Source organism: Bradyrhizobium sp. LMG 9283 (assembly GCF_045571415.1).
In the GTDB taxonomy this organism is placed as follows: domain Bacteria; phylum Pseudomonadota; class Alphaproteobacteria; order Rhizobiales; family Xanthobacteraceae; genus Bradyrhizobium.
In genome coordinates, this window is record NZ_CP120691.1 from 6804572 (window position 1) to 6830124 (window position 25553).

12 protein-coding genes and 2 pseudogenes are annotated in these 25553 nt (G+C 59.3%); 4 read left to right on the forward strand and 10 right to left on the reverse strand.

All coding sequences use genetic code 11. The features are described from left to right. Positions 1–278 precede the first annotated feature (278 nt). Positions 279–1291 (reverse strand): annotated as a pseudogene (locus tag P6U29_RS32000) (IS256 family transposase); the annotation flags it as partial. 271 nt (positions 1292–1562) lie between these two features. Here P6U29_RS32000 and P6U29_RS32005 point away from each other — a divergent pair. Further along, positions 1563–1967 carry a hypothetical protein gene (locus P6U29_RS32005; RefSeq protein WP_407114308.1) on the forward strand — a complete coding sequence of 135 codons (405 nt, stop codon included), beginning with the start codon at positions 1563–1565 and terminating at the stop codon, positions 1965–1967. 954 nt (positions 1968–2921) lie between these two features. Here P6U29_RS32005 and P6U29_RS32010 read toward each other — a convergent pair. The 3 genes and pseudogenes from P6U29_RS32010 to hisN form a co-directional block, all read right to left on the reverse strand. Further along, the gene (locus P6U29_RS32010; protein ID WP_407114309.1) at positions 2922–3305 is read right to left on the reverse strand and encodes a hypothetical protein; all 384 of its coding nucleotides are present in this window, start codon (positions 3303–3305) and stop codon (positions 2922–2924) included. Further along, entirely contained in the window at positions 3302–10831 is a 7530-nt protein-coding gene (locus P6U29_RS32015; protein ID WP_407114310.1) for a shikimate kinase, read from the reverse strand. Before P6U29_RS32015 ends, P6U29_RS32010 begins: the two co-directional genes overlap by 4 nt. Before the next feature lie 421 nt (positions 10832–11252). Beyond that, positions 11253–12040: pseudogene (gene hisN, locus P6U29_RS32020) on the reverse strand (histidinol-phosphatase). A gap of 67 nt (positions 12041–12107) precedes the next feature. Here hisN and P6U29_RS32025 point away from each other — a divergent pair. From P6U29_RS32025 to P6U29_RS32035, 3 genes are all read left to right on the forward strand, one after another. Continuing rightward, positions 12108–12656 carry a hypothetical protein gene (locus P6U29_RS32025; protein WP_407114311.1) on the forward strand — a complete coding sequence of 183 codons (549 nt, stop codon included), beginning with the start codon at positions 12108–12110 and terminating at the stop codon, positions 12654–12656. A gap of 1045 nt (positions 12657–13701) precedes the next feature. Continuing rightward, on the forward strand, positions 13702–13980 hold the full coding sequence (locus tag P6U29_RS32030) for a hypothetical protein (RefSeq protein WP_407114312.1): 279 nt from the start codon (positions 13702–13704) through the stop codon (positions 13978–13980). 70 nt (positions 13981–14050) lie between these two features. Then, entirely contained in the window at positions 14051–14272 is a 222-nt protein-coding gene (locus P6U29_RS32035; protein ID WP_407114313.1) for a hypothetical protein, read from the forward strand. A gap of 1276 nt (positions 14273–15548) precedes the next feature. On the opposite strand, the gene P6U29_RS32040 is transcribed toward P6U29_RS32035, so the two are convergent. The 6 genes from P6U29_RS32040 to P6U29_RS32065 form a co-directional block, all read right to left on the reverse strand. Then, positions 15549–16886, reverse strand: coding sequence for a glutamine synthetase (locus tag P6U29_RS32040; RefSeq protein ID WP_407114314.1), 1338 nt, complete (start codon positions 16884–16886; stop codon positions 15549–15551). Next, on the reverse strand, positions 16886–18172 hold the full coding sequence (locus tag P6U29_RS32045) for an ATP-grasp domain-containing protein (protein WP_407114315.1): 1287 nt from the start codon (positions 18170–18172) through the stop codon (positions 16886–16888). The genes P6U29_RS32040 and P6U29_RS32045 overlap by 1 nt, the downstream gene beginning before the upstream one ends. Next, positions 18169–19071, reverse strand: coding sequence for an EamA family transporter (locus P6U29_RS32050; RefSeq protein ID WP_407114316.1), 903 nt, complete (start codon positions 19069–19071; stop codon positions 18169–18171). Before P6U29_RS32050 ends, P6U29_RS32045 begins: the two co-directional genes overlap by 4 nt. A gap of 129 nt (positions 19072–19200) precedes the next feature. Beyond that, entirely contained in the window at positions 19201–19986 is a 786-nt protein-coding gene (locus P6U29_RS32055) for a gamma-glutamyl-gamma-aminobutyrate hydrolase family protein (RefSeq protein WP_407114317.1), read from the reverse strand. A gap of 29 nt (positions 19987–20015) precedes the next feature. Beyond that, entirely contained in the window at positions 20016–21074 is a 1059-nt protein-coding gene (gene rtxC, locus P6U29_RS32060) for a dhydrorhizobitoxine desaturase (protein ID WP_407114318.1), read from the reverse strand. A 31-nt stretch (positions 21075–21105) separates the two neighbouring features. Further along, entirely contained in the window at positions 21106–23517 is a 2412-nt protein-coding gene (locus tag P6U29_RS32065; protein ID WP_407114319.1) for a 2-aminoethylphosphonate--pyruvate transaminase, read from the reverse strand. Positions 23518–25553: the final 2036 nt, after the last annotated feature.

The window sequence follows — 25553 nt, forward strand, 5'->3', positions numbered from 1 at the left end:
GCTTCGCCACGAGGTCGCCCGCGCCCGACAACCATAACCGCCGCTGACGGCAAGTGCCAGCCAGGAATGCAGTCCCGTTCCACGCCAGCATGCCGCCGTGCTCGGGCCGGTCAAGGCCAAGCCGTGCGGTGGCCGCAAACGCGGCCAGCCTTGACCGACCCTGGGCGCGGCGGCTGCGAGATCGGTGGCCGGGACGGAAGAATGGCCCGCGGCGCGGCCGAACAAAAGAATGGACGCGATTTCCGCAATCGTCATCGCGGCGCGGTCATAAAAAATCGCTTGTCCATCTCATCCGTCGATTTCATGTGCTTGCGGTGCCCCAGCGGCAGACGGAAGTAGGTGAGCGTCTCCTCGATGTTCTCCTCGACCCAGCCGGTGAGCTTGGGGTACTTGCCGCCCCATTTGCCGAGCCAGGCCGCCAGATCGCGCCGCACCTCGCCAAGATCGCGCCGGTCGTACATCCAGCGCAGCTCGAGCAGGCAATCGTCGTCGACCCTGCGCGGCACATAGTCGAGCGCGTTGCGCAGGAAGTGCGCGTAACAGCGCTGCCAGAACACCCCGGCCAGGACTTCGGCGATCGCCTTCTTCAGCCCGGGATGATCGTCGGAGACGACGAACTCGACGCCATGCAGGCCGCGGGCCTTCAGGCCTTCCAAAAACTCTTTCCAACTCGATCGGCTCTCTCGGTTGGCGAGCTCGACCGCGAGCACCTGACGCCGGCCCTCCCAGTCGACACCGATCGCGATCAGCACCGCCTGGCTCGCGATGATGCCATCGTCCCTGACGCGCTCGTAGCGGGCGTCCAGGATCAGATAAGGGAACGGCTCCTTGAGCTTGCGTTCGCAGAACGCCTTCAGCGACGCATCCAGCCGCTTGTTGATCGCGCTGATCGCAGAGGCCGAGAAGGCATGGCCAACCAGTTCCTCGGTGACCTGCTTGACCTTCCGCGTCGAGACGCCTTGCACGTACATCTCGGCCAAGGCCGCAACCAGCGCCTTCTCCGAGCGCTGGTAGCGCTCGAACAGCTCAGTCGAGAACCGCCCCTGCCGGTCCTGCGGCACCTTCAGCTCGATCTTGCCGACCCGGGTGATCAGCGAGCGGGGATAGTCGCCGGAGGATAGCCAAGCCGTCCTTCGCTGCGCTCCCCTTTCTCCGCACCCAGCGTCTCCGTCATCTCGGCTTCGAGAATGTCCTGCACCGCACCCTGGATCAGCGGCTTCAGGAACTCCTTGTCCGACCTCAACAACTCTTTGACTGCAGCGACATCCGTCCTCATCTTTGTCACGGTCATGGCGGGTCCAAGCTCCTCTACGAGCGGTGATCTTCGCAATCACCGGACTTACCATGACCGCTTCAGCCTCTCAGCTTTTGCAGAACCTCCCGCACACTACCACGGCGAGGAATGGTCCTCACAAGGCGTGCCAAACCCCATCCTCGTTCAGAAGCCATTCGCTCCTGCACAACTGCTGACCCCTGTGTCGCAGCTAGTGAATACGGGCGGCCCGCGCTGTCCGACTGCGCCAAGCGTTGGATGTTATCAGTTACGGTCGGCTCGTTTTGAAATGACCGATTATGTCGAAGCCAGCTATGCCCTCGTGGTGCTGACTGAGCCACGCGGAGCGGAACGCGCCACTGCTCACAAGCTCCTCGCGGACCTCCTTCGCGACGGCGCTACCGCTGACGACCTTGGAAATGCGGAGCGACGCGCAACAATCGCCGCCATTTGCGCGTTGCGCGATTTGCTCAATCAGGGCCACATGCCGCACGAGCAAACATGGCGTATCGCGTTCAAGGGCCGCAGAGCGCTGGCGAGAGCGAGGATAGGGCGCTACTCGGGCACACCTCGAGAGAGGGAGCGACAAGGCGATACCACGCCATTGCGGTATCTTCTCTATCGCAGGATGCATTTCGCGCATCCGCTTGATGAGGCGATTGGCGCGCATACGCGCCCTGACAATCGTCGATGACCTCATCGACATACTCCCGGGGCCGTTCACCCAAGCCTCGCACTATTGAACCGGGAATGCTCAATTAACTTGATCAGGCCGGCAGCACGGTCGTTGTCGGCGTGTGACAGGAGGAAGTTGGGGATGTTTGCGAGCCTGGCGTAATGGTTTCGACATGTTCGATAATCTGGATCATCCCAGTCGGTGAACGCGCCGTCGGAGATGTTGATCTACAACCGCCCCCTTCGACACCCGACACCGATGATGGGCTTAGGGTTGCTGTCCTCCGCACGAAGAAAGTGGATGCCTTTGCCGTAATCCGATCCAGCAGGTCTTGTCCGAGATCAGCCTCTCCATGCGCATCGCCCGAAAGCTAAGATAGTTGGCATCACATCGGCAGCTGGTCACAACTGCCCAGCCCCGCCTACGGAGCAACAAACAGATGAGAGCGCGTAATGTCAACCTGATCGTGATCGCCGCCGTCCACCCGCGGATGCAGTAGTTATGTCGGCAACACTGGTTATGCTTGCGCCAAAATGTAAAACGCTCGGCCTTTCCTTTGTGGGCTCGGCTCTCCCAGTCTACCGCGTCAACGTCGCCAACCCGGACTTGTTCAGACATTCAACAAAGCCGGGACATCCCAGAGCCGTTCGACCCAACCATCAATCGGTGCTGCGGTGCCGGCCGATCGGCGACGAGGTGGTCGAGATGCAGCGGCACGGGCCCGGGCCACTCTCATTGTGCGAATCGTCCAACCAGGGTCCGCGTAGCATCCACCACAAACACGCCGCAATCGGAGCCGCTCTGCTGCTGGGTCATGCGAGCTGGCTGCAGCCGGCGCGCAGTCTCTGCGAGCTGTTCCGCAGCGGTGCTGTTGCGCGATCCGGCGGAATCGTAGTGATAAGCAACCACCCGTTCCGGCGCGTGGCGATCCAGCAGGAGTGGCGACCAATGGCATTGTCACCTATACCGTCGTCATTCAATGACAGAAACAAAAGCTGGCTGTGCCGTTGCCATACTGGTCGTGGACAATCCCCATTGAGGTTTCCTGAAGGTCATTTGCGCTGCCAGCAGATGACTTTGCGTGGGCCCAACCAGCCGCGTCTGCGCCGCAAGAAACTGATCATGCCTCTGCAACTGCTCGTGCAGCAGAGCGTAATCGGCCGCGATATCGTCACCTGGCGAATCCATGGCGCCGTCCACGAAGCCGGCATCGGCCAGGGCTCCCGGGTACAAATCCCGATTTGAAATGTTTGACATCACAAGTCGTGCGGTGTCGACGGAAAATCTAGCACAGATCCAGCACTGCGATGGATGTCTGATCGGGGAGCCGTAGCAGTCGATAGTGACGTGGGTCATGGCATCTGCTCCTGCGCAACCGAAGCTCGCGCCCTCAGGGCGCTTGAGGCAGCGGGCTCCTCCTTAACCGAGCCAGATTGCCCAGCGTCTAGCCCGCCACCGGCGCAGAGATAGGCGTGCAGCTCGCTAAGACAAGCATCCGCGCTCTTGAGTTCCCGCCGGTCCTGTGGGGCAATCGTGAGATTGGCGATCTTATACACAGGATTGCGCTGCTCCATCAGGTTTGTGATCACCTCGTCCCGGTCTGCGGTTTGTATTTTCGGACGGTTGGTGTCGTATCGCAGGTTGCGCCTGATCACGTCCTCGTTGGTATTAAGCCAGATCGAGACTGCCTTCTCGCCGACACGACGCCGGACTTCTTCGGACATGAAGGCTCCACCACCGGTTGCGAGCACCAGCGGCCCCCGATCGAGCAGCCGGCTGATCTCATTCGCCTCGAGATCCCTGAAATGCGCCTCGCCGTCCTCCGCGAAAATCTTGGTTATGGACTTGCCAGCCTTCGCCTCGATCTCTTTATCGGAGTCGACGAACGTCAGCCCCAGCTCCTTTGCGAGTGCACGTCCCACACCGGATTTCCCGGCCCCCATCATGCCAACGAGCACGATCGGGCGGTTGTCGAGGGCGCCAACAATCTCTGTTGCGCGTGCCGACCGCGCTGCGCGTGTCGGCCGGGCCACGTTCGACACACGAGCAGGGCTAGCGCCAACGCTGTTGCCGGCTTCGGCTTCCCAATGGGGGATCTCTGTGGCACCCTCGGGGATGACAACCTTGTTGCACGCCCGTCGCACGCGCTCGAGGAGCTGCTCGGCTATAGACTCATCCGGGGGCTCTTCGCTCCCTCGCTGTAGCCGTCTGAGCTTCTGCAGCTCCTTGTACGTCTCATGATTGTCGAGCTTGGCCTTGTAGCTGTCTGCCGTGTGAAACTCGAGCTCAAAATGGTAACCGCCAGGCGTGGCGAGCACTGTCTTGATGCCAGCGAAGGTCCGCGATCGCGTCCTGAACCAGTTAGTCGTGCTGACCTCGCTATACCCGCTCTCCTCGAACGCTAGAATGGCTTTCTTGAAGGCACGTGTAAAATCCCTGTCAGAGAATTCGAAGACGTGGCGTACAGCGTTGTTGAAAAGCTGGACGCCGGTCTCAGAGCTGGCCTGGATTCCGGTGAGCTCGTCTGTCATTGAGCTTGGCGATCTAAGACGCTTAGCCAAATGGGGCATCTTCACCTCGATGCCGGCCCCCTTAAGGGCTTCGGCAACCGACATTGCCGTCCGGGTGATGTCCTTCTCTTCGGCTTGAGCGCGGGAAGCCTCCATTTGGGCGCGCTGTGCCGCCTCCTCGCGAGTCAACGTGATTGTGGTGGCGACATCTTCGGCAGCAAGCGTTGGAGCCGAGGGTTCGCGCAGAATCCCCCGCTCGGCAGCAAGCTTGATCGAGGCTTGCATGACCGAAGCCGCCAGCGTCGGATTGTCCTTGAGATCCTCCAAGGCCGCATCGACATCGAAACGACCTTGGTTGAGGGTAGCCGCCAAGCTCTTGGTGTATGGAGCCGATTTCAACCCGGGTGTCTGTTGCAGCAGGCGCTGAAGCTGCCTGCTCTTGATCATAAAGGCGTAAGCGCCAGTGTCGGATTTGTAGGCGTCAGTTCCGACCTTGATGCCGATGCTCGGCAGGTTTTTTGCACTTTGCACGAGGTCGTGCGGCATGTAACCATCCGGTCGGGGGTCGATGCGTGTAGGGTAACGATCGACCAGAAGCTGGACGCGGTCCCGTGGGTGAGCCGTTGCCGGATAGGTCTCGGCTAGCGGCGGAAACAGCTCGCAAAGCTCTTGGCTCATTGCGAGCTGTCTCTCACTCGCAGTGGCGGCTGTTTCGGGCAGGAGTTCGGGCGGAACTTGCTCGTCGAGACCAGCCGCCCACGCCTCGAGTTCGGTGAGAAGCAACTCGGCCGTCTCGCGCGCGACGGGATGGTGTGCCAGCTCGATATCGTGCCGCGCCTTCTCGAGCTTGTCCCGGACGTCGTGAGCACTAACCTGTTCCTGCTCCAGCAGGCCGCGGATGTCTCGCTTGAGCTCTCGGTCAATGCCTTCGTACGTGCCGAATATGGCACGTTCGGCAAACCACTGCCGGGCTTCATGTGATTGAGCCAGAAAACCTCGCTGCAGGCCGGTATAGGTTTCCAGAACGTTCCGCGTGGCGGCGAGAATCTGGCTGGCACGACCGAAATTATAGCGACCGTCCTCAATCGCCGGGGTATGGGATTTTGGCGGCTTGAGCGAGCGGAGGCCGCGAGCTTGCTCCTCTTGGTCGAATTGCCTGACATGCTCGTAAAGCTGCGGCCGGTCGGCAATGATAATGGCCGTATCGCCATCGAAGTCGCCGTCGAGTTTTTTCTGTTCATCAGGCGGGATGGCCACCAGGGACCCCGGAGCGAAGATCTCAGTGGCCTGCAGGATCCCGATACAATCGAGCGCGCTGTCCGCCGTTACGCGGTCCTTGCCCTTGATCCAGCTCGAATGGCACTTGACGTCCTCGGCGGACATCACCAAGCCACGGTCGGCGAAGTCGGCCGGCCACATTTCATCAGGCACCACGATCAGAAGCCCCTTAGCAAAGAAAGTCGGATCATCGACTGCCAGCTCCTCCCCCGACTTCTGGGCGACGTTGAAGCTGTACTGTATGGTCACGCACTGATCGAGAAACGCCGCAGTCGGGTCCCCATCCGCGGCTGACCTGACCCGATCGGGGGCGAACGGGCGGAGGTTGGGCTTGTCGTAGGGCGATCGCCCGATCAGCACGCCACCACCGGTCAATGTTTCGCTCTTGAGCCTCGGCACATGCAGATAGCCATCAGCGGATGGGATGGCGACGGCGCCCGGACCATTGATGTTCGCGGCTGTTACGACGCGAAACAGCTCCTCCGACGTCAGCTCTTGCTTTACCCGACTCTCAAGCCAACTCATCGCCTTCTGCCGGGCCTCATCCGCTACTTGCTCGCTGCGCGGATAATGTTGCAAGGCCAACGCTGGCAAGGATGCTCTCGTTCCCTCGGCAAAGGCATGCACGCGGTCAGGACCTTCCTGCTCGCCGGCGCGGCGAACAGCTGGCATAAGCTTGGCCAGCGAGGCCCGGATGAAGCCGCAGCCGTCGTGCGGTCGCAATGCAATGGGTCCGTCCGGCCCCCTGAGCTGGAAGGGATGCTCCTCGTTGGCAGGGCGGTCCGGCAGCAGCACCAGTTTGAAGGCGCCTTCCAGAGCGGAGTCGTGGGGTGACAAACCTTTGATCGCCGGAGGCGCCGCAAAGCCTCTGCGCTGAGTATAATAATAGGCCTCTTTGAAAGGGGCCCACGCGCGCGACAGCTGCTCGAATGCTGTACCCGGCGCGGTTTCGGCATAGGGAATCGCCAGCAGCTTTCCCCCCGAAAGCTTTGCTTGCTCGTCTCGAGCGCGGGTCGCAACTTGAGACACAGTCAATCGTGGCGGCTTTAACCTGCTGCCGCCGAACAGGTCCATCCGGTATGGGATACCGTTTACATTTACCGTACGCGCTAGCATGAAGGCGCTCGGGGGTGCCGGCAGTTCTACCGCGACGACCGGCAGGACCCCCGAAGTCAGGCGATGGAAAATCGAGTACCGCGTCTCCGGCTCCGTGGCCAACGGCCGCCCATGCAGGTCCACGACCGGCAACTGCATCCGTCCCGCCTCACCCTGCGGAGACCTCGGGGCGTGGTCCATGGCTCGCAATACCTGATGCACGTCGAACACCGACGGAGGATGTTGCGCGTGGATCGCCGCCGCATCCTGCTCCATGAACAAGTCCAGCGCATCCACTGGACTGTCCGCCTCGATCTGCGCAATCAGATTCCAGCTCATGCTGGAGAGATCGCCTTGAATCAGGTCGCGAGCGCCAGCCAGGATCTCTCTCGTGCCGCGCTGCAGCTCTTTCTGCCTGGCCCGTAAATTTGCCCCGTTGCCCTCGACATAGGGTGACCTGAACAATCTCTCCAGAGCCGCACGGGCCTTGAGCGTCTGATAGATCGATAAAGCGGGGCGCCGGCTCGCAAGGGGCCCACGGCTCCGCTCCGCATCGCCCGCGTTCAGATGCGCCTTGATCTTTTGCTCGAGCAAGGGCTGAAGATCGTTGAGCACGTTGAGGGCCTGCCTGCGGTGCCAGCGCAGTGGCTTCTCTAGGCTGCGCGCGAGCGGCAGCAGAGCAGCACTCAGATTACCCATGGTTTCGAGGTTGTTCTCGGCGGAAAAACCAGGAGCTGAACGCAATTCAGAGAGCCGACTCAATCCTGTCGGCGCGAGCAAACCGAGATCATCGAATAGTCCAGCCTTACCCAGCGCCTTGAAAATGTTCGTGATGCTCAGAACCTCAGCCTTCAACAGGCGATCATTATCATAGTGCAGGTAGTGGGCGAGCTTGTGCAACCGATCCTTCGGCAGAGCGGCATCCGTAATCTCCCCACTCTCCTCCGCCCTCATGATCGTTCGGGACAGAGCGTTGGCGAGCATAGCCAGCTCAGGCGTGGTGAACACACTAAATCGCTGTGCTCCAGCCCCCAATTCGCGCGCGATGTCCATGGTGGACTGACAGCATATCGCCTCCTCAGGCCACTTGCTGAAGCCGTTCAGAAGGTTCACCACTGCCTGCGGAGGGAAATTAGAGAGCTGATGCTGACGGGTTTCCCCGGCGATTGCCATCGTGGCTTTGAGACAATCCTCACTCTCCGGCCATTTGCTGAAGCCGTGTACGAGGTTCGCCAACCCCTGCGCAGTAAAATCAGACAGCCGGACATCGCGGCGAAGGACCTCACCCGCAATGGCAAACGCAGCCTTGCGACAGTCCGGCGCCTCCGGCCACTTGCTGAAGCCGTTCACCAGGTTTGCCAATCCCTGCGGGGTAAAATCAGAGAGTTCGGCGCGGCGAAGGACCTCATGCGCGATCGCACACGTCGCGCCGCGACAGTCCGGCGCGTCCGGCCACTTGCTGAACCCGTTCACTAGGTTTGCCAGTGCCTGCGGGGCAAAATCGGAGAGTTCGGCGCGAACTACTTCACGCGCGATCGCAAACGTGGCCTCGGGACAGTCCGGCGCGTCCGGCCATTTGCTGAAGCCGTTCACCAGATTCGCCAAGTGCTGGTGGCTAAAATGCCGGGCACCGCGACGAAGGACCTCACCCGCGATCGCAATCGTGGCGCCGCGGCAGGCCGGCGCATTCGGCCATTTGCTGAAGGCGTTCACCAGGTGCGCAAAGTCCCTACGATTGAAACCAGAGAGTGCGAACTCACCGCGCGCGCCGCGGCGAACGACCTCACCCGCGATCGCAACCGTAGCGTCGCCACAGTCCGGCGCGTCAGGCCACTTGCTGAAGCCGTTCACCAGGTTCGCCAGCTCCTGCGGAGTAAAATGAGAGAGCCGGGCGCTGCGGCGAAGGACCTCATGCGCGATCGCAAACGTGGCCTCGCGACAGTCCCGCGCGTCCGGCCACTTGCTGAAACCGTTCACCAGATTAGCGAGGTGCTGGTGGGAAAAATGGGAGAGTTCGGCACGGCGAAGGAGCTCACCCGCGATCGCAAACGTCGCGTCACGACAGTCCGGCGAGTCCGGCCACTTGCCGAAGCCATTCACCAGGTTCCCCAGCTCCTGCGGAATAAAATGAGAGAGCCGGGCGCTGCGGCGAAGGACCTCACCCGCGATCGCAACCGTGGCGCCGCGACAGTCCGGCGCATCCGCCCACTTGCTGAGCCCGTTCACCAGGTTAGCCAGTTCCTGGTAGGTGAATTCAGAGAGCCGGACATGGCGGTCGCGGCGAAGGACCTCACCCGCGATCGCAAACGTGGCGTCGCGCGTGTCCGCCTCGTCCGGCCACTTGCTAAAGCCGTTCACCAAGTTGGCCACTTGCTGGTGAGTGAGTTCAGAGAGCCAGGCATAACGGTCGCGGCGAAGGACCTCACCCGCGATCGCAAGCGTAGCGTCACGACAGCCCCGCGCGTCCGGCCATTTGCTGAAGCCGTTCACAAGCATCGTCAAGTGCTGGCTCTCAAAATGCCGGGCACCGCGGCGCAGGACCTCGCCCGCGATCGCAAACGTCGCATCGCGCGAGTCCCGCGCGTCCGACCACTTGATGAAACCGTTCACCAGATTTGCCAGTTCCTGCGGTTTAAAATGGAAGAGCTCGTCGCGGCGAAGGACCTCACCCGCGATCGCAAGCGTAGCGTCACGACAGTCCCGCGCGTCCGGCCATTTGCTGAAGCCGTTCACCAGGTTAGCTAGATTCTGGTGATTGAATTCCGAGAGCCGAGCATGGCGGTCGCGGCGGAGGACCTCACTCGCGATCGCCAACGTGGCCTCGCGCGAGTCCGCCTCGTCCGGCCACTTGCTGAAGCCGCTCACCAGATTCGCCAGTGTCTGCGGCTCAAAATCGGACAGCCCGAACTCACGGCGGCGAAGAACCTCAGACGCGATCGCAAACGTGCCGTCGCGACAGTCTGGCGCGTCCGGCCATTTGCTGAACCCGTTCACAAGCATCGCCAAATGTTTCTGATCAAAATCAGAGAGCTCGCTGTTGCGGCCGGCACGACGGACCACGCGAGCAATAGCTTCCGTGCCCTCACGAGTTCCCGCCTCCTGAGTCCACTTGCTGAAACCGTTCACCAGCAGCGAGAGATTTTGGCTATTCGCCGCGCCAAGTACCTTGGGTTCATCACGGCAACACTCGGCAATTCTGATGACTCCATTGCGGCATGTCTTCGACTGTTGTTGCCGACCGAATGATGTCGCGAACAGCGCAAGAGCAGCGGGCTTAACTTCGCGCAGTAACGTATTGGAAAGCTGCGACACCCGAGATGCCACCGCCTTGCAAGCTTCAAGGCCTTCCTGACCGCCGGCCTCGCGACTCACAGCGTTGCATGCCGTGGCGTAGCCCCAGGATTCCCTGCGGCGGATATCGTCCTCGAAGTGGGTGACAAATTGGCTTCTGAGTTGGGCGGCAGCCTTTTGCATAAAGGCCGCATGGATCTTCTTGTCCGCCCGCTGCAGCCGCTTGTCGTTTTCCACCACTGCACGTGAGAATTCGACAATGTCGCGAGCGAAATAAATGGCGTCCAGAGCGGCGTTACATTGCTGTTCTGAAATCGCAGCTTGCGTGCCCCGCGGGGCGACAAAATCCAGGCGCCGCCGCTTTGGCCCTGCCTCCAGGTCCGATACAGATTGCCCGTGCGAGGAAGAGGCACCTCGTGAACTCCTGGACTGATCGGCACAGCGGCTCTCGGCACCGGAACGCGACGAACTTTCTTCCCAATTTGGCGCGCCGCGATGCGCCAAATACCGCAAAGCTGACTCGTCGACATGCGCATTCACGGACGGATCGGTTGACGTGCGTCGTCGGGCATCGCTGGCCGAAGTCGGCCTTCGGGCCGAGCCCGCAGCCAGGTCCTGATTTTCAGAGCGCAAGCCCTGCAAGACAGAACTGAACTTCGAGCGATCGTTTCCGCCGCCAAGATCTGCTTCAGGGCTGGACCAGTCCATCTCTGATCCGCGGGCTTCCTTCGCTCTCCAGTCGGCTCTCGTCAAAATCAATCTCCCATGCGAGCTAGAATGCGCCGATTACGACGGTGGCATAGAGGCCCGCGGCGCTGGCCTCAACGACTTTTGCTTCAGAGCGGAGCCCCTTGGCCGCGTCGACGGGACGTCACTCGCCACTAACCTGACGTGCGAGTCAGTTTTGTACGATTGTGCGCTTTAGTGCCGAAGATATGTCTTGCACCTGACGTAAATCTGACTGGCGCACAGCCGACTCGGGATTCATCGGAGTAGTTTCATTGGATTACCAGCCTTGGATCGCAGCGGCCGGGACCGAACGTACACTGATCGCCCTCAGCGCACGGGTAAGGTCTGCAAAGCCGAGGACCGTCCCTCCGATGGTTGTCCTGTAGGGCATGATCGGTGGTTATCCCCGGATCCGGGCGAGCGCTTCGGCATGAAGCCGCGGCGTTGCGGTTGCCAAGATGCGCCCTTCCGAGTGAATCGAGAGCGGGCATCCCTCCCAATCGGTGATGCAGCCGCCGGCGCCCTGCACGATCGGCACCAGCGCCATGTAGTCATATGGCTGAAGCCCCGTTTCGAGAACGATGTCGCAGTGTCCCGACGCAAGCAGGCCATAGATGTAGCAATCGCCGCCGAAACGGCGCATCCGCGCAGCTCGCGACAGCCGCTCGAATGGCTCCATCTCGCCTTTGCGGAACATGTCAGGCGATGTGGTGTAGAAGCGCGCGTCGGCGACGCTCTCGCATGCGCTGGTCCGTGCCGATCCATCGCCGAACCGCGCTACGCCGGGCTTCGCCATCCACCGCTCGCCCGAAAGGGGACGTCGATTAGGCCGCAGAATGGTTGCTGCTGATAGGCCAACGCGATCAGCGTGCCGAACAAGGGAAAGCCGCTGATGAAGCTCTTGGTGCCGTCGATCGGGTCGACGATCCAGGTGAAAGCGCCACCTGGCTTGTTTCCGATCTCCTCGCCGATGATGCCATGCTCCGGAAAGCGCGCCTCGATCCTTTCCCTGAGACGCAGCTCGACGGCTCGATCGGCAATCGTCACCGGGCTGGCATCGGATTTGGCGGCGACGTCCAGCGGAGTGCGGAAATAAGACAGCACGATGGGCCTGACCGAATCTGCGAGTTCAGCGGCGAATGACAGATAGACGTCGGCATCGTCTGCCGTGACGGCATGCTGGGCCATTTCGAGCGTTCGGCGCGCTGCTCGAGGGCCGTTTCGGGATGGCCGAGCGCTTTCGGTGAAGGTGCCGATGGTAGCCATTGTCTCATCCCCTTTGTTTCCTCGGGCCGCGCCGATCACCTCCTCGATGGCGGTCGTGAGACCGGAGACGGTCGCGTCAATGCGGGATGCGCGTCGCGCGGCTTCCCCAATATTTCCAGTCCCGCTCATCAACGGTTACGATGAGATCGTCCGCTGGGAAGAAGCAAAAGAACACCGCTTGGCACGAGATCTCTTCATTTCGCGCCTGCGGTTGCGGTCCAGCCACGGCGTCCCCGGTCCGGAACGCGCCAATATTGGCTCAAGCAATCCGCTTAGGCGGCTCCAGGCTCCCGCCCCAAACGTCCTGCGTCTGCCACCAGGATTTCAAGAGTCGTTTCGCGACAGCGGTGGGATCATCGTCGTTGCCAAGGGCGGCCTGATACGCAACGCCATTATCTTTGAACTTGTTAAGCAGTACGTATCCATCCTCGACCTTGTATTGTCCTTCCGCTATCTCGCCGGTATCGCCCTTCGCGCCCGACGGGGACCGAACGATAACACTAAGGCTGCGATAGTCATGCGGCATTGGACACCCTAGATATGTGATTTGTCTATTAACGCGTTGCCGATCAACGTCGCGCGCGAGGTGCCATACGTGTTCGTCAAACGCTACGACATTGCCCCACCACCTGATCGAGCATGACCGGTGAAGGAAACTGCCCAGGCATCTTTCGGGCAGCGCCTGACTAACCCCGTCCCCTGACCAAAAGCTGACGGCCGCGATCAATTCCTCGAATTCGGGAACTTGCGGGGCGCGATGCAACCCGGCTGACCGGCAAAAACAAAGGCAACTTCGTCATCTTCGACTCGCTTTGACGATCTCAGCGTCGGAGGTTGATTGGGTAGTCAGCCCCTTCCACTTCATTCGGCCGTGAATACGCCAACCCAATTATATTCTTGGAGCAAACTGTATCGGCGCTGCATCGAATTGCGCCGAACATGAGGCTTGCCCTGTGGCCGCCAACCAGTGCTCCTTCCACCCACCGTGCAGAAAGACAGCGGATGACAATCGCTTTGCGCTGATTATCGCCGTGATTGCAATGCTAAGGTGCGCTTGGTATTTGCCCAGGACCGATATGGTCAGTGTATTCGCAATACTGTCATGTTAGGCATTTTCCTCGGAGTCGCCGCTGGCAATGCGACTTGGGATTTTGTGAATAGCTATGTTTCGCCCGCATGCAAACGCTTACCGCATCATTCGGTACTGGCGCTTGGTTCGAGCGAGCCTTGATCAAATGTCCTCATCGCGAGATGGTCCGCCCTCACAACGCGGACTGGCGCGCCGGAGACTGCTAGTCTGGCAATCGCGTTCCACCCAACGGCCAAGGCGAAGGAATGAAAGTCAATCATATGGTGCTTAGGAACCGGTCTAGACGATGGAGCAAGGAAGAGGACAAGCGCCTGCTCGAACTTACGTCAAACAACGAGATACCGAAGCGCATTTCCATCCTACTCGAGAGAAGCGAATTCGCTGTCGTTCAGCGGATGAGGAAATTGCGCGTGTGGCGTCCAAACTCCGGACCCGCCGTAAAGCCGGGACAGAAACTCCGCTTCCGGCCCCGCCACGTATCAGAGTCCCGCCTATGACCGATAAGCCAGAGAGAGAAATAAACCACGAACGGGCCGCGCTGCGCGGCGATGAACGCGCCAAGGCCTGCCCGTTCTGCGGCGAGATGCCCGAGGTCGAGCAAGGCCTGACGGCAAGGATCGCCTGCATCGAGGTCGACTGCCTTAATCCTATCGTTCATTCGCCGACGCTCGCAGACGCGCTGGCCTTCTGGAACATGCGCCGGGGCGTCCGGACCGGCGGTAAGCTTGAGCGGCGAGCACGGGTCGAGGAGAGCGATTTCCTCGAGAGCTAAGATTGGCAGATGGCTCTCGATTGTCGCGGGCCGTAATCTCCGCCACGCAGAGACCGGGGATGATCATCCCATGACCAAAACCCTCGTTGAATTTATTGGCGGCCCCGCACATGGAGCCAGGATGACGCGTCCGCGCGTTGCGACAGTAAACGTTCCTACTCCGAGTCTCGGCAGGTTCGCCTACACGATCCGACGTTGCCGCGACGATGACGGCAATCCCGTCGAAATCCTGGCGCCTGCCGGTCGCGAAGTCGATCCCGCCTTTCTTGCCAAGCGAGGACTCCGGAATTGATGGTGGAGGGACCAAGATCTCCGATATGCTGTCGCCAGGGACTTTATGGAGAATGTAGCGATGACGAAGGAACCTGACGACGTCCGCGTGTCGAGGAGATCGAAATCGACGAGTCGGCTGCGATCATAGTTGGGCAGATCGATGACGAGATCACCGTCGGCATTGCGAGCGTTGTCGGCGTTCATTTCCGGGTAACGACGGATCAGGCGCTCAAACTCTCTCGCGCCTTGGCTGTGGCCGCGGAGAATGCGGCTAAATTCCTGGCATCCATCGAGAGAGGACACCAAGAGATGCAGGCGGATTTTTCCAGCCGGAGTCGAGCGATTCGCCCGTCGGAAACGGCACAAAGAGGGGCTTGGGCGCGAGAGGCGAAGCTCCAGAAAAACGGTCTGTTCACTCTTGCGCGTCAATCAAATCGCGCACCAGCGACAGCACTTCCGATCCTGAGTCTTCGGTGTGTTCGATAACGGTGTCGGTCACATTGAGGAGCGCGCGTCGAGCCGCTTCCCTGTCCTCGTTTCGCTGTCTGTGAAGTACGCGTCTATCAGGGGACCCAAGTCACCGTGCTCCTTCAGGCCACGATAGGCAGCGCTGGCGGCTTTTCGTTCTCTTCGCGCGGCGTCATCTGCACATGTATCCGAGAACTCAAACACACGTTTTTCGATGCGCTCGTCTTCGACCTCGTGATTCTTTTGGCGGGCCACCCAACGATCCGCTCGCGCTCGGGGAAGCATGGATCGACTAAGCGCCAATTGCAGCCGTCATCAGAAGGAGCAATCCGAAATCGACCATCAGCCCACCGGCGATTTTGATGTTTGCAAGCACTTGCCGTCGCTTTCTAACGATTTCAATTTGGCGAGCTTGAGGTCTTGCTCAATCAGATTGAGGCCGGTTTTCAGCTTAGCCCTGGCTGAAGAGTCGCAATCTTTTTGTATGGTCGCTCGCATCTGACGATGGTTCTGCTCCAGCGTGGCGATGGCGTGATCAATCTAGAGTTTGGCATTCGCTTGAACGGTTTCAAGCCGTTGATCTCACGTCGACCGGGATCGCGTGCCATCGGTAACCGCACTATCAGCGCGTCACACCTACTGCATCCAAGGTTCCGCGCGCGCAGCTATGCGAATGGATCCCCGATGTGAATCGAAACGCTTAACGAGTGACCACATTTGCCCTGTATTGAAGTCTAACATCAGCGGCATAGACAGTCGCACCAGCCCTCCGGCGCCATTCACATGATGACGACAGGACTGAGATGCAAACTGTCGAAGAGCTCAAGCTAAATGATCTCGAAGTATCTCCGACGTTCAAAGTCGGTGACCCGATGTTGAACGGCTTCCCATTCCCAACGGCGGGAGCAAGAAAAGGCTTCAACAAACCTTTCTCCGAAAACATCATTGGCCGCTGGAGACTGTACAAACCGAGATGTCGCCTCTGATAGGCTTTGAGGCAGTCTCGCAGACGGACGACACATCTCCACGCCCGCATCACCGACGATCGAAGCCGGTAGTGCCACATCTGTTTCGACACCCAGTATTCCGGAACCAATGGCACATGCGAGCGCGAGATATGGGTTCACGTCTGCGCCAGCCAGCCTATACTCCAGGCGATGGGCAGACGGATCTCCCGGAATCGCCCGAACCGCGCAGGAGCGGTTGTCAACTCCCCAGCTTGGACAGATTGGTGCCCAGCAGCCAGGTACCAATCTCTTGTAGCTATTGAAGTTCGGCGCGGCGAGCACACAGAAATCATTCATGTATTCTAGTTGTCCGGCGATGAATTGCCTCATAAGCTTCGAAACGTTACCGAACGCATCGCTGTCGTAAAAGGCATTCTGACCATCCGAGGACATCGAAATGTGAATATGGCCGGACTGGCCGGGCCATTTCTCGGAAACCTTGGCCATGAATGTAGCCATCATGCCTCGCGTTTGCGCCCACGCTTTTATCATCGACTTGAATATGGTTGCTCGATCGGCAGCTTCCAGCGCATCACAATGACGGAGTGACGCTTCGACCACGCCAGGCCCCGTTTCAAAGTGCAGTCCGCTGAGAGGTATTCTCGCCTTCTCACAAAGCGCCAAGATCTCATCGAACAGCTCATGTTGCGCGACAGAGCGCGCAATCGAGTAGCCGAACGGGCCCCGTGTTAAAGGAGCCCATTCGCCGAACGGCTTATCTTCAATTGTGTCGGCGTTCTCCTTGAACAACATAAATTCAAACTCGAACCCGGCAGCGCAGCCGTATCCGTGGTCAGCGGCCCTTCTCAGGACCTTACGCAGAATACCGCGCGGGCAGATGTCCTCATGTACGCCCGTGAACTCGGCGAGGTAGAGATATTGATCGCCGACGTAAGACACCGAACGGCCGGTGCCTGACAGAATACGCAGATCAGCGTCTCCGAATGCTGATAGCGGCTTTTGCGTGAAACTCGCCGGAATGACCCGGTCCGAACAATCCCACGCCAGCACCGCTTCAGAGAACTTGATAACTTTATCTCCATCTGAGAGATTTTCACCTAAGACGTGTTTGCCTCGCAGAACGCCATCGAAGTCGCTTACGCCGATCATCGCCGCGCGGGCTGGATTCGCCCCGATCAACCTGGCCTTAGTTGGCATTAGTCCCGATCCTGCGTCACTAAATCGAACACCTGGTCCATCCGCATTGCGCGCAGCTTGCGATAGTCATCCTCAAGCTGCGTCGATTCGCTATTCACGAGATAAACGATGCCTGGTGTCGACGCCAAGTCGATCGTCGGAACCAGCTCTTGACCAATCGGAACGAATGCAATGGCATCAGCGAAGCTCGGGAGCTTGCGGATCGCTTCGAGTCCCGGGTAACCGGCAACGACACCGCCCATATCGGAGATAAGCGAGACGCATAGTGCGTGAGCCTGCCGCTTGTAGGGCCCGCGCAGCCTCATGTACTCACCAAAGCCCTTGGGATCTGCGTAGCGCCAGGCCGTCAGCGTCATATGGTTCTGCCCCAACGCCATGGTTCGTGCTTTTGCCGACATGGTCCCTTGAAGCCTCGCTCCGAAGTCCACCAGAACCGGTCCCCGGCGATCGACAATGATCTCAGCATGAGCCGGTCCGTCGACTATCTGAAGCGCCTGCAGCGCACGCACCAAGTAGTCGGACAGCTCCTGAACGATTGGTTCCCTGCCGTCCAACAATCTCTCAAGTGAGCAGACCGATGATGCCCCCTCAATAGGAACGGTGTCATAGGTCCAGGCCTCCGTAACGAAGGCTTCCCCGTCGATCGAGACGGCATTTACGGTGTATTGCTGGCCGTTTATTTTTTCCTGCCCAAGGGCAAAACGATTCAACGCTCCGACACGGTTCGTCTTCCCGATAATTGCGCTTAGAGCCCGCTGAATATCAGCATCTGTCGAGCAAAAGAATACATCCTCGGTACCAGTACTGTTCAGAGGCTTGATCACGATCTCGTTGAACTTCGCTTCACGCTTCCAGCTTGCGATCTCTACAGCACTGTCGGACACGACTTGTCTGATCGATCGCACGCCTGCGGAGGTCAGCGCGCAAGACAACCGCGCTTTGTCACGCCGAGCAGCCGATAGCGCGGTCCCATTTGAAGGTAAGCCCAGCCGCTCCGACAAAGAATCTGCGAGCTCAACTCCGGTCTCGCAGCCCGCGATAACGAACTCCAATTCCCTGCCATGGAGAACCTGAAAGTAATATTCAACGATCTCGTCATACCCCATGCGCTCGCTGGGGCGAATGACTTCATCATACAGATCCGCATTGAAATGCGATTGGAATATGGGTGGAATCTGTGCAGCCGACATCACATGCACCGTTCCAATTCCATAACGCTTGAATTCTTCCGGTAGGTAGCGGCCGGTAGAGTATGCGTCTACGATTACACAATTCCGTTCTTTCATGCGGATCTCCGATACTGCAAGTAGATGTTGCCGACAGCGACAGCTGTAATGAGAACATTTCCAATGAACGTGTGTGACGAAGGCACGATGCGAGAATCGAAGTACTGGAACAGGAAGGTGATGATAGGGGCGGTGGACAGGACCATGTTGACGGTGAAGGGCTCTACGCGGCGAATGCCTTGCTGGATCAAGAGCAAAGGAACAAGGATCGTCGACAACCCAATTGTTGCGATCGCAAACCAATGCTGCGAGATCTCGGGCACGATAGATGAATGGTCGACCAGTCCCAGCAGCAAGAGAATCGTTCCATAAAAGCGATGCGCCAGCACTTGTCGGCCAGAAAAGCCACGGTCGAACAGCAGTTTGACAAGTATATTTGTAAGGGCCAGCGATAGGCCGGCCACGATGGCCAAGACGATGCCAAAGGACGATCGAGCCCCCCACTCGACGCCCGCGTTGCCGCTGGCCGAGATCCAAATCATGTAACTCCCGATCGTCGCGATCGTAACGCTCACGACACTATCGGATGCTGGAGGGGCGCCCTGGCGCCTGATCAGTGCGTTTAACCACACTGTTGCGGTGGGCCCCAACGCCACCATGAAGGCGACGACGATCGCAGGTTCAGCGTATTTCAGTCCGATAAATAGGCCGATCCAGCTGATCGCTGTCACTACATTGAGCGCGACCAAGACCAGGAGCGACCGTTTCTCCACCCTTGCCTCGCCTCCCTCGCGCCGAGCCAGGAGATTGAACGTCAGACAAACCACAGCGAAGGACAGCAAGAGCGCGACGAACACATCTGCTTGCTGAAAATACGATGCCGCATAAACCTCGCCTGCCGCGCTCACGACCACATAAAGCGCCACAAAGAAAACTCCTAGAGCGAAGCGATTCGCCAATCGCCCACTCTTCCTGTGCCCGCGCGGCAGCGCATGGCCCTCGCAGGACCAGCCGCGTGCACCGGCTCCGAGGGACTCTCCTTTCGACCTGCACGGATCACGTTTGGTTTGAAATGTCACAATCCGCCTCTAGTTCTTCTTAGCTCTGAAGTACCCAACACACGCCTCACCAAATGCCTTGAACAGTTGCTTGCTGAGGAGATCGGTTGAGACGTGCCATTCGGGGTGCCATTGCACGCCGATTTGCAGCGTCGGCGCGCCAATGACCGAAGCTGCCTCGACCACGCCGTCAGGCGCCCACGCCTCCCTCCTCAGCGCCGGGGCAAGCGCCTCGATGCCTTGATTGTGCAGCGAGTTGACCTGCGCTTCGATCGTCCGCGCGATTGGGAAGAGCGCGCCATCGGAACATATTCTGACGCTGTGCGCGGCGTCGTACTGACGGTCTCTTGGACGATCTGGCTTCTCGGCATGCATTGCGCCACTTTCCGGCCTCCACTCCGCAAGCGATGGGCGGAGTGTGCCGCCGAAATATACGTTGAGTTCCTGAAGCCCACGGCAGATACCCAGAATAGGCATTCCGAGCGCGATAGCGCTCTCTATGGTTACGGCAGAGAGCCTGTCTCGCGGACGGTCAAGGATCCCAACCTCAACATCCTGCCGATCAGCCTCCGTCAAGGACGCAGGCGCTCTCAGGACGGTGGGGTCGATGTTCGATTCATCCCCGGTCAACACCAGGCCGTCGAGCCGGCCAATCATCGGCGGGGCGACCTCCTCCCTCGCATCTTCCGCGTCGAGCGTCGGTAATATGACGCACGCCACTCCCGCATGACGATGGAGTGCCTGCACGTACTTGCGCCGCAACCAGTCGCGATGCACACCATCCACCAAAAGACGGTTCGAAGTGACGCCGACCACGGCTCGGGCGCGCTCTGGCCGTAGCAACGTCACGCCACCTGCCCTCGCGTGCGAACCTCGGCAACGGACTGCTCATACAACCGTCGATTTCGCTCTTTCAACTGAGTTATGACGCTAGGTTGACCTTGGGGTCCCTTGACAAAGAGCCCGCCCCAGGTCTCGGCAACCTTCGCGTAGTTCGGATCCTGCATTCGGATTTTCTGAGCTTTGCGCAACAGCCAAAACGGGATACCCGGCGAAAGGTGATGCTCAAGGTGGTACTCATCCAGATTCTGTCCGAAGATGGCCCGCTCGAGGAAACTTCCCTTCCGATTCCTGGTGAGATAGACGTTCTGCGTCTCGGTTTCGCACATAGGTGAGTGCTCGGCGAGCTCGATAAACCAGCCGAGGACCTGAAACGTGGTGAGATAGGGCACGATCCAAAATAGGACGACCATATGGAGCAGCCCAAGAGCATATGACCCGGCCAGGATGCTGATCCAGAACAGATAGAAGCCATACTTGTCGACAAGTATACCTGAGCGGCTCTGATCCTCGGCATCTGTGATCGAAAACCGATTGGTCCAAAGATACTTCAGATACGCCACTGTCGCGCCGCCGAAGATCGGCTTCCAGATCATGTTGAAAGCGTACCGCTTCGGAGGCTGCACGTCGTAAACGCCGCTGGCCAGGAAGAACTTCAGGTCGGGATCCTTGTCCGGGTCCCCGAGATAGGGATGATGCAAATAGACGTGCGAGATCCGGTAAGCCCAGTGGCGCTGGAACAAGGGATAGGAAGCGAACAGAATGCCGAGGACGTAGTTCCAGGTCGTGTTCTTCGCGAGCGTCCGATGAGCCGCATCATGGGCGATGGTTGTCAATCCGCGCTGATAGGCACCAATCAGAAGAACGGCCAGCGGGTAGAGCCACCATGAGATGGACACGGTCGCGAGCGTGCACGCTGCGATGACAGCGTAATCTTTGGCAATATAGGCCGCTCCCGTGATGTTGTCCGGTCTCAGCTCGGAGAGCTGCTTATTGACCTCCCGGCTGAATTGAACGGCCTCATAGCGTGATGACCTCAGTTTCCAAGCGTCTGCCTGATTCATGAGAACCTCTTCCTGATCGCCTTGCTGGTTGTCAGATTGCGGAAAGCGCCTTGTCCAGATCACGTACGATGTCGCTGACATCTTCGATGCCGACGCAAAGTCGGATCGAGCCGCCAAATATACCGGCGGCTTCGCGCTTTTCCCGCGGGACGGTGGTGTGGGTTGTCGAGACAGGATGAGTCACGAGCGTGCGGGCATCGCCTACATTCGAAACGTGATACATCAAGTCGACGTTCTGGATGAACTTGCGCCCAGCCTGCTCGTCCTCCACTTCGAACATGACCATCGCCCCGTGTCCGTATGCGGTATTGAGTGTCTGTTCGACGGTTTCCCGATCGGCGCCTTCAAAGAGCCCCGGGTAGAAGACACGGCGCACTTTAGGGTGCTCCTTGAGAACGTCGGCCACGATCCTGGCATTCGCGCAGTGCTGCTTCATGCGAAGGGGCAGCGTTTCAAGCCCTTGGATCAGTTGAAAGCTCGCAAAGGGGGCGATGGCCGCGCCGGTATCGCGCAACCAAGTCATGCGAGCCTTGAGCAGAAACTCGCTCTTTCCAAGATCGTCGACATCGCGCACCGCGTTGTGCCAGACAATTCCGCCATGCGCATCGTCGGGACGGTTGAACAACGGAAAGCGAGAGGCTTTCCGGTAGCTAAACTCGCCGTTGTCAACGATCAGTCCGCCAAGCGTCGTGCCATGGCCGCATATATATTTCGTTGCGGAGTACGTCGTAATCGCAGCGCCGAGATCTGACGGCCGGCATACCAGTGGCGTCGTCGTATTGTCCACGACCAAAGGCACGCCGTACCTTCGGCCGATCTCCGCCAGCTGCTTGACGGGGAGCGGAATCAGACAGGGATTCGAAATCACCTCTCCGAACAGGCATATCGTGCGATCATCAATGGCACGTTCGAACGTCTCGGGCTTTCGAGGATCTGCCGTCCTCACGCTGATCCCAAGACGCTTTAATGTGTTGTGGAGCAGGTTCCAGGTATTGCCATATAGATAGGGAGAGGCGACGACATTGTCCCCCACTTCGCCACTTGAAAGGTTGACGATAGCAAGGAACGTCGCCGCTTGACCTGACGCAACGGCGAGCGAGTCGCTGCCCATATCGACGGCGGCGTAGCGCTTTTCCAGCGCGCGGGTCGTCGGATTGATGATCCTCGTGTAGGTGAACCCATCGGCCTTGACGTTGTAGACGTCAGCAATGTGGTTTAGATCGCCATCGAGTTCATAAGCCGTATTCTGGTAAATTGGCACTGCGACGGCTTTTGTCACCGGGTCGCGTCGATAGCCCGCATGCAGAACAGCAGTCTCGGCGGAAAACGGCAGCTGCGGGTCCCCAGCCGCTCGAGCGGGCATCTTTACGCGAGCCGCGCATGCCTCTTGACCCGACATCGGCCTTGCTGACCGGACCTGACCGGACCGGAAATATGTACGAAAAGCGCACCCCAACTGCTCGATCCAGCTGGACTGGATTTCCCCAATGCAACCGACGCGAAAACTGCGCGTCGGAAGATGCAGCTTCGAGTAGACGTAAAGGTTGTGGGCCGCCAAGTGGCGATACAGACCATCGAATCCTGCCTGGTCCACGATTCCGGACGGCGCACTGAACGCGACGCAGACCGGCGACTGCAAGTCCGGGGACAGCAGCGGAGACACCACTCCTTCGAGTTCTTTGACGAGATCGTCCCTGACCTTTTCGTACCTGCAGCGCCTGGCATCGATGCCCTCCTCGTGCAGAATCTTCAAGGCCGTTGTCGTTGCCTGAACGATGTGGGTGGGAGGGGTCGATCGCCACTCACCCGTGCGCTCGAGCGAGAGCCATTGATCTCTCACGTCGAGCACAAACGACCTCGGTTCTTGAACCGCATTCTCCAGCAGCTCGCGAGACGCGATGACAAAAGCCACTCCCGGCGGCCCTTCTATGCACTTATTGCTCGAGGTGACCAGGACGTCAGGTCCACGCTGGCTCAGGTCGATATTCAGGGCGCCGAAAGAACTCATCCCATCGATGATGGTCTTTACGCCACGTCTCCTCGCCTCCTCCACGATCGCGTCCAGCGGATTGACGATTCCGGTTGTCGTCTCACAATGCACGAAACATAGGTGCGTAACGCCAGGATTTCGGCTCAGATGCTCGCCAATTTCCTGAGGATCCAAAGGATCGGTCGCCCGCTTGACAAGCTTCAGTGCTTCGACGCCCCACAGCCGCAAAATTTGTAAAATGCGCTCGCCATAGATGCCGTTTATGCAAACGAGCGGTCTGTGGGCTCGGGACACAAATGAAGAGAGAGCGGCTTCCATTGCAAAGGAGCCGCCTCCCTGAATAGGAACCACCGAATAGTCGTCAGCATTTCCCAGCAAGTTGAGCATCAGCCGCCTCATGCGGGCGGTCACTTCCTTGAACTCGCAATCGCGCGATGCGAGATCAAGCTGCATCTGGCTCCTGACCGCCAGCGATAACGACAATGGACCAGGCGTCAGCAAAGAGCGCTGTCTTGTCAAACGATTACTCCTCAAGTTGTATTCGTCAGTGGATCTGGAGTACGCCCACCGCATCAGGGAGCCCCTGTGGGCGAGCGTCGATTTCCTCGGTTCAACAGCTTCGGGTCAAACGCCATAAACCGCGGGCGCGTTTCGGGTCGCTCTCCGAAAACCCTGTCGCGTGGCAACCTCCACATCTCATCGCAGATGCAGAGCGATCTTTCACAAAGCTCCTCACCAATGCCATTCAGACCTCCCAGAAATGGGCTCTGCCACCGCGCCCTCGAACGCAATTGGTGCCCACGCCCGCTCTCATCCAGCCATCACGCATGCGCATGTTTGAGCGCGATCGCCTTCTTGCGTCGCGAACGGGCAGGTCGGCCGATCGGCTTACGTGCGACCTGTGCCATTCAGTCAAGGGTTGACGTCGGGATAACAATGCACGTCGGATCATCGCGCCGAGTACAGATCCGGGCAGGGCTCATCTGATGATTGTCGCTGGTGACGGGGCTCTTTCTGCGTGAGCCTGAGACTTGAGACATTCGCACACTGTCGCTCGCTGGAGGTTTTGGGACGCTGAAGACCGTCGCCGCCTAGTTCGAGATCGTACAACTTGACGTTAGGGGCGTTTCAACCCTCTCGCGGGATTTTCTCGCGTGAATTTTTCCTGACCGTACTGCCATCTGGCGGCGACAAACCCGACGTAGGCAGCAGAGTGCGGAGATTCACAGCGGGCTAGAGTGAGAGTTCGACATCAGGACCGTCGGCATTCCGCCCGCAAGAGCGATACCTGCAGGTAAGTGATGGCCCAATCTTCCGTTCACGTACGATCCTCGCATAGCATCCAGATGGAGGTACCGAGCTTCTCCGCTGTGCAGGCGAGATCCTCCTGGATGCTGGTGCCTGGAAAGTGTAGGCCCTCGTCGCAGATGACTGCCGGTATCACGTCGTTGCGCTTGAATGGAGCGGCCTTCGCAGGCTGTGGTCGGGTCCGGCTTGAAGACAATTGGGCGGCCTTGTCGCTGGCCGTTTAGCAACGATCAGTTCGACACCTTTCGGCGAGTCGCCGTGAAGCAGAACATGTCGTCCTGCTTTGCTAGGACTATGTCGAGCCGACTCCAGGTGATGGCAGGTGTCCCTCTCTGCGAGCAATCGCTAGGCTGGCAGCATCTCTCGGTTCTGCACGCCGCTTCGCAGCGAGAACGTCTCACGGATCAATCATCGGCGCGTTGACTCCTCTGCAGCGCCTGCTCGTTGATCGCGAGCTTGCGTTCGACGCGGTCTACCGCGCGCTCGAACAGGTTGACGGTTGACCAGAGCAGATCATCAAGACATCGTCCTTGTCCCTTGCCATGGATGAGCTCCCTTGCCTTTTCGGCCGCGCCCCTTTGCCGCCTTCATGGCGATCAGGCGGAATGGAGCAGAACCCGAAGCGCGGCGGAGGCCCGTAGCGCAGCGCAGGATGGCTAAGGTTCGCGGCTGCTTTGTCTCGCGATGGGCCGTATCGGTCGACGAGCGGCGGGCCAAAAGGAAGCAAGCTTCCCGAAAGCTGGCACGGCCGCGACAGGAGCGAGTCGTGACCGACTGCTTAGTTCGGATTGGTCAATATACCGGGCAGCAACCGCCCGCTCGCCGGATGCGGCCAGGCCCGGAAAACCGAGGCCCCACCCTCATACTGCTCGAAAGATCGAAACCGGCCGAGACGCTGCCTGGCTCGGCTTTATGCGGCGTGTCGCTGGCCGCACGCGTAGCAAGAAGCGCTAAGCGAAACTCAACCTACTGGGATCGGACTTCCTCTCTGGCCTTTGTCATCGCGTCGTAGATTCTGATCTGGAGCATGGGACGGCGCTTCTTGAGCTCCTCCGCTCCCGCCCATGCTCCATCTCTGCTCGCGTACTCGGTCTTGAATTGACCATCCACTTCGAGCACGTAACCGGCAGCGGGCAGTCGAGGAGTGGGTGCGACCATTTTGTTCCTTTGAGCGAAAAGTC

What these genes read in the sequence shown, in the direction of transcription:
- P6U29_RS32045 (WP_407114315.1), bottom strand. Translation starts at nt 18,172, where the DNA reads ATGAAAGAACGGAATTGTGTAATCGTAGACGCATACTCTACCGGCCGC.
- rtxC (WP_407114318.1), bottom strand. Translation starts at nt 21,074, where the DNA reads ATGAATCAGGCAGACGCTTGGAAACTGAGGTCATCACGCTATGAGGCC.
- P6U29_RS32030 (WP_407114312.1), top strand. Translation starts at nt 13,702, where the DNA reads ATGACCGATAAGCCAGAGAGAGAAATAAACCACGAACGGGCCGCGCTG.
- P6U29_RS32025 (WP_407114311.1), top strand. Translation starts at nt 12,108, where the DNA reads ATGGTAGCCATTGTCTCATCCCCTTTGTTTCCTCGGGCCGCGCCGATC.
- P6U29_RS32015 (WP_407114310.1), bottom strand. Translation starts at nt 10,831, where the DNA reads ATGGACTGGTCCAGCCCTGAAGCAGATCTTGGCGGCGGAAACGATCGC.
- P6U29_RS32010 (WP_407114309.1), bottom strand. Translation starts at nt 3,305, where the DNA reads ATGACCCACGTCACTATCGACTGCTACGGCTCCCCGATCAGACATCCA.
- P6U29_RS32065 (WP_407114319.1), bottom strand. Translation starts at nt 23,517, where the DNA reads ATGCAGCTTGATCTCGCATCGCGCGATTGCGAGTTCAAGGAAGTGACC.
- P6U29_RS32040 (WP_407114314.1), bottom strand. Translation starts at nt 16,886, where the DNA reads ATGCCAACTAAGGCCAGGTTGATCGGGGCGAATCCAGCCCGCGCGGCG.
- P6U29_RS32035 (WP_407114313.1), top strand. Translation starts at nt 14,051, where the DNA reads ATGACCAAAACCCTCGTTGAATTTATTGGCGGCCCCGCACATGGAGCC.
- P6U29_RS32005 (WP_407114308.1), top strand. Translation starts at nt 1,563, where the DNA reads ATGACCGATTATGTCGAAGCCAGCTATGCCCTCGTGGTGCTGACTGAG.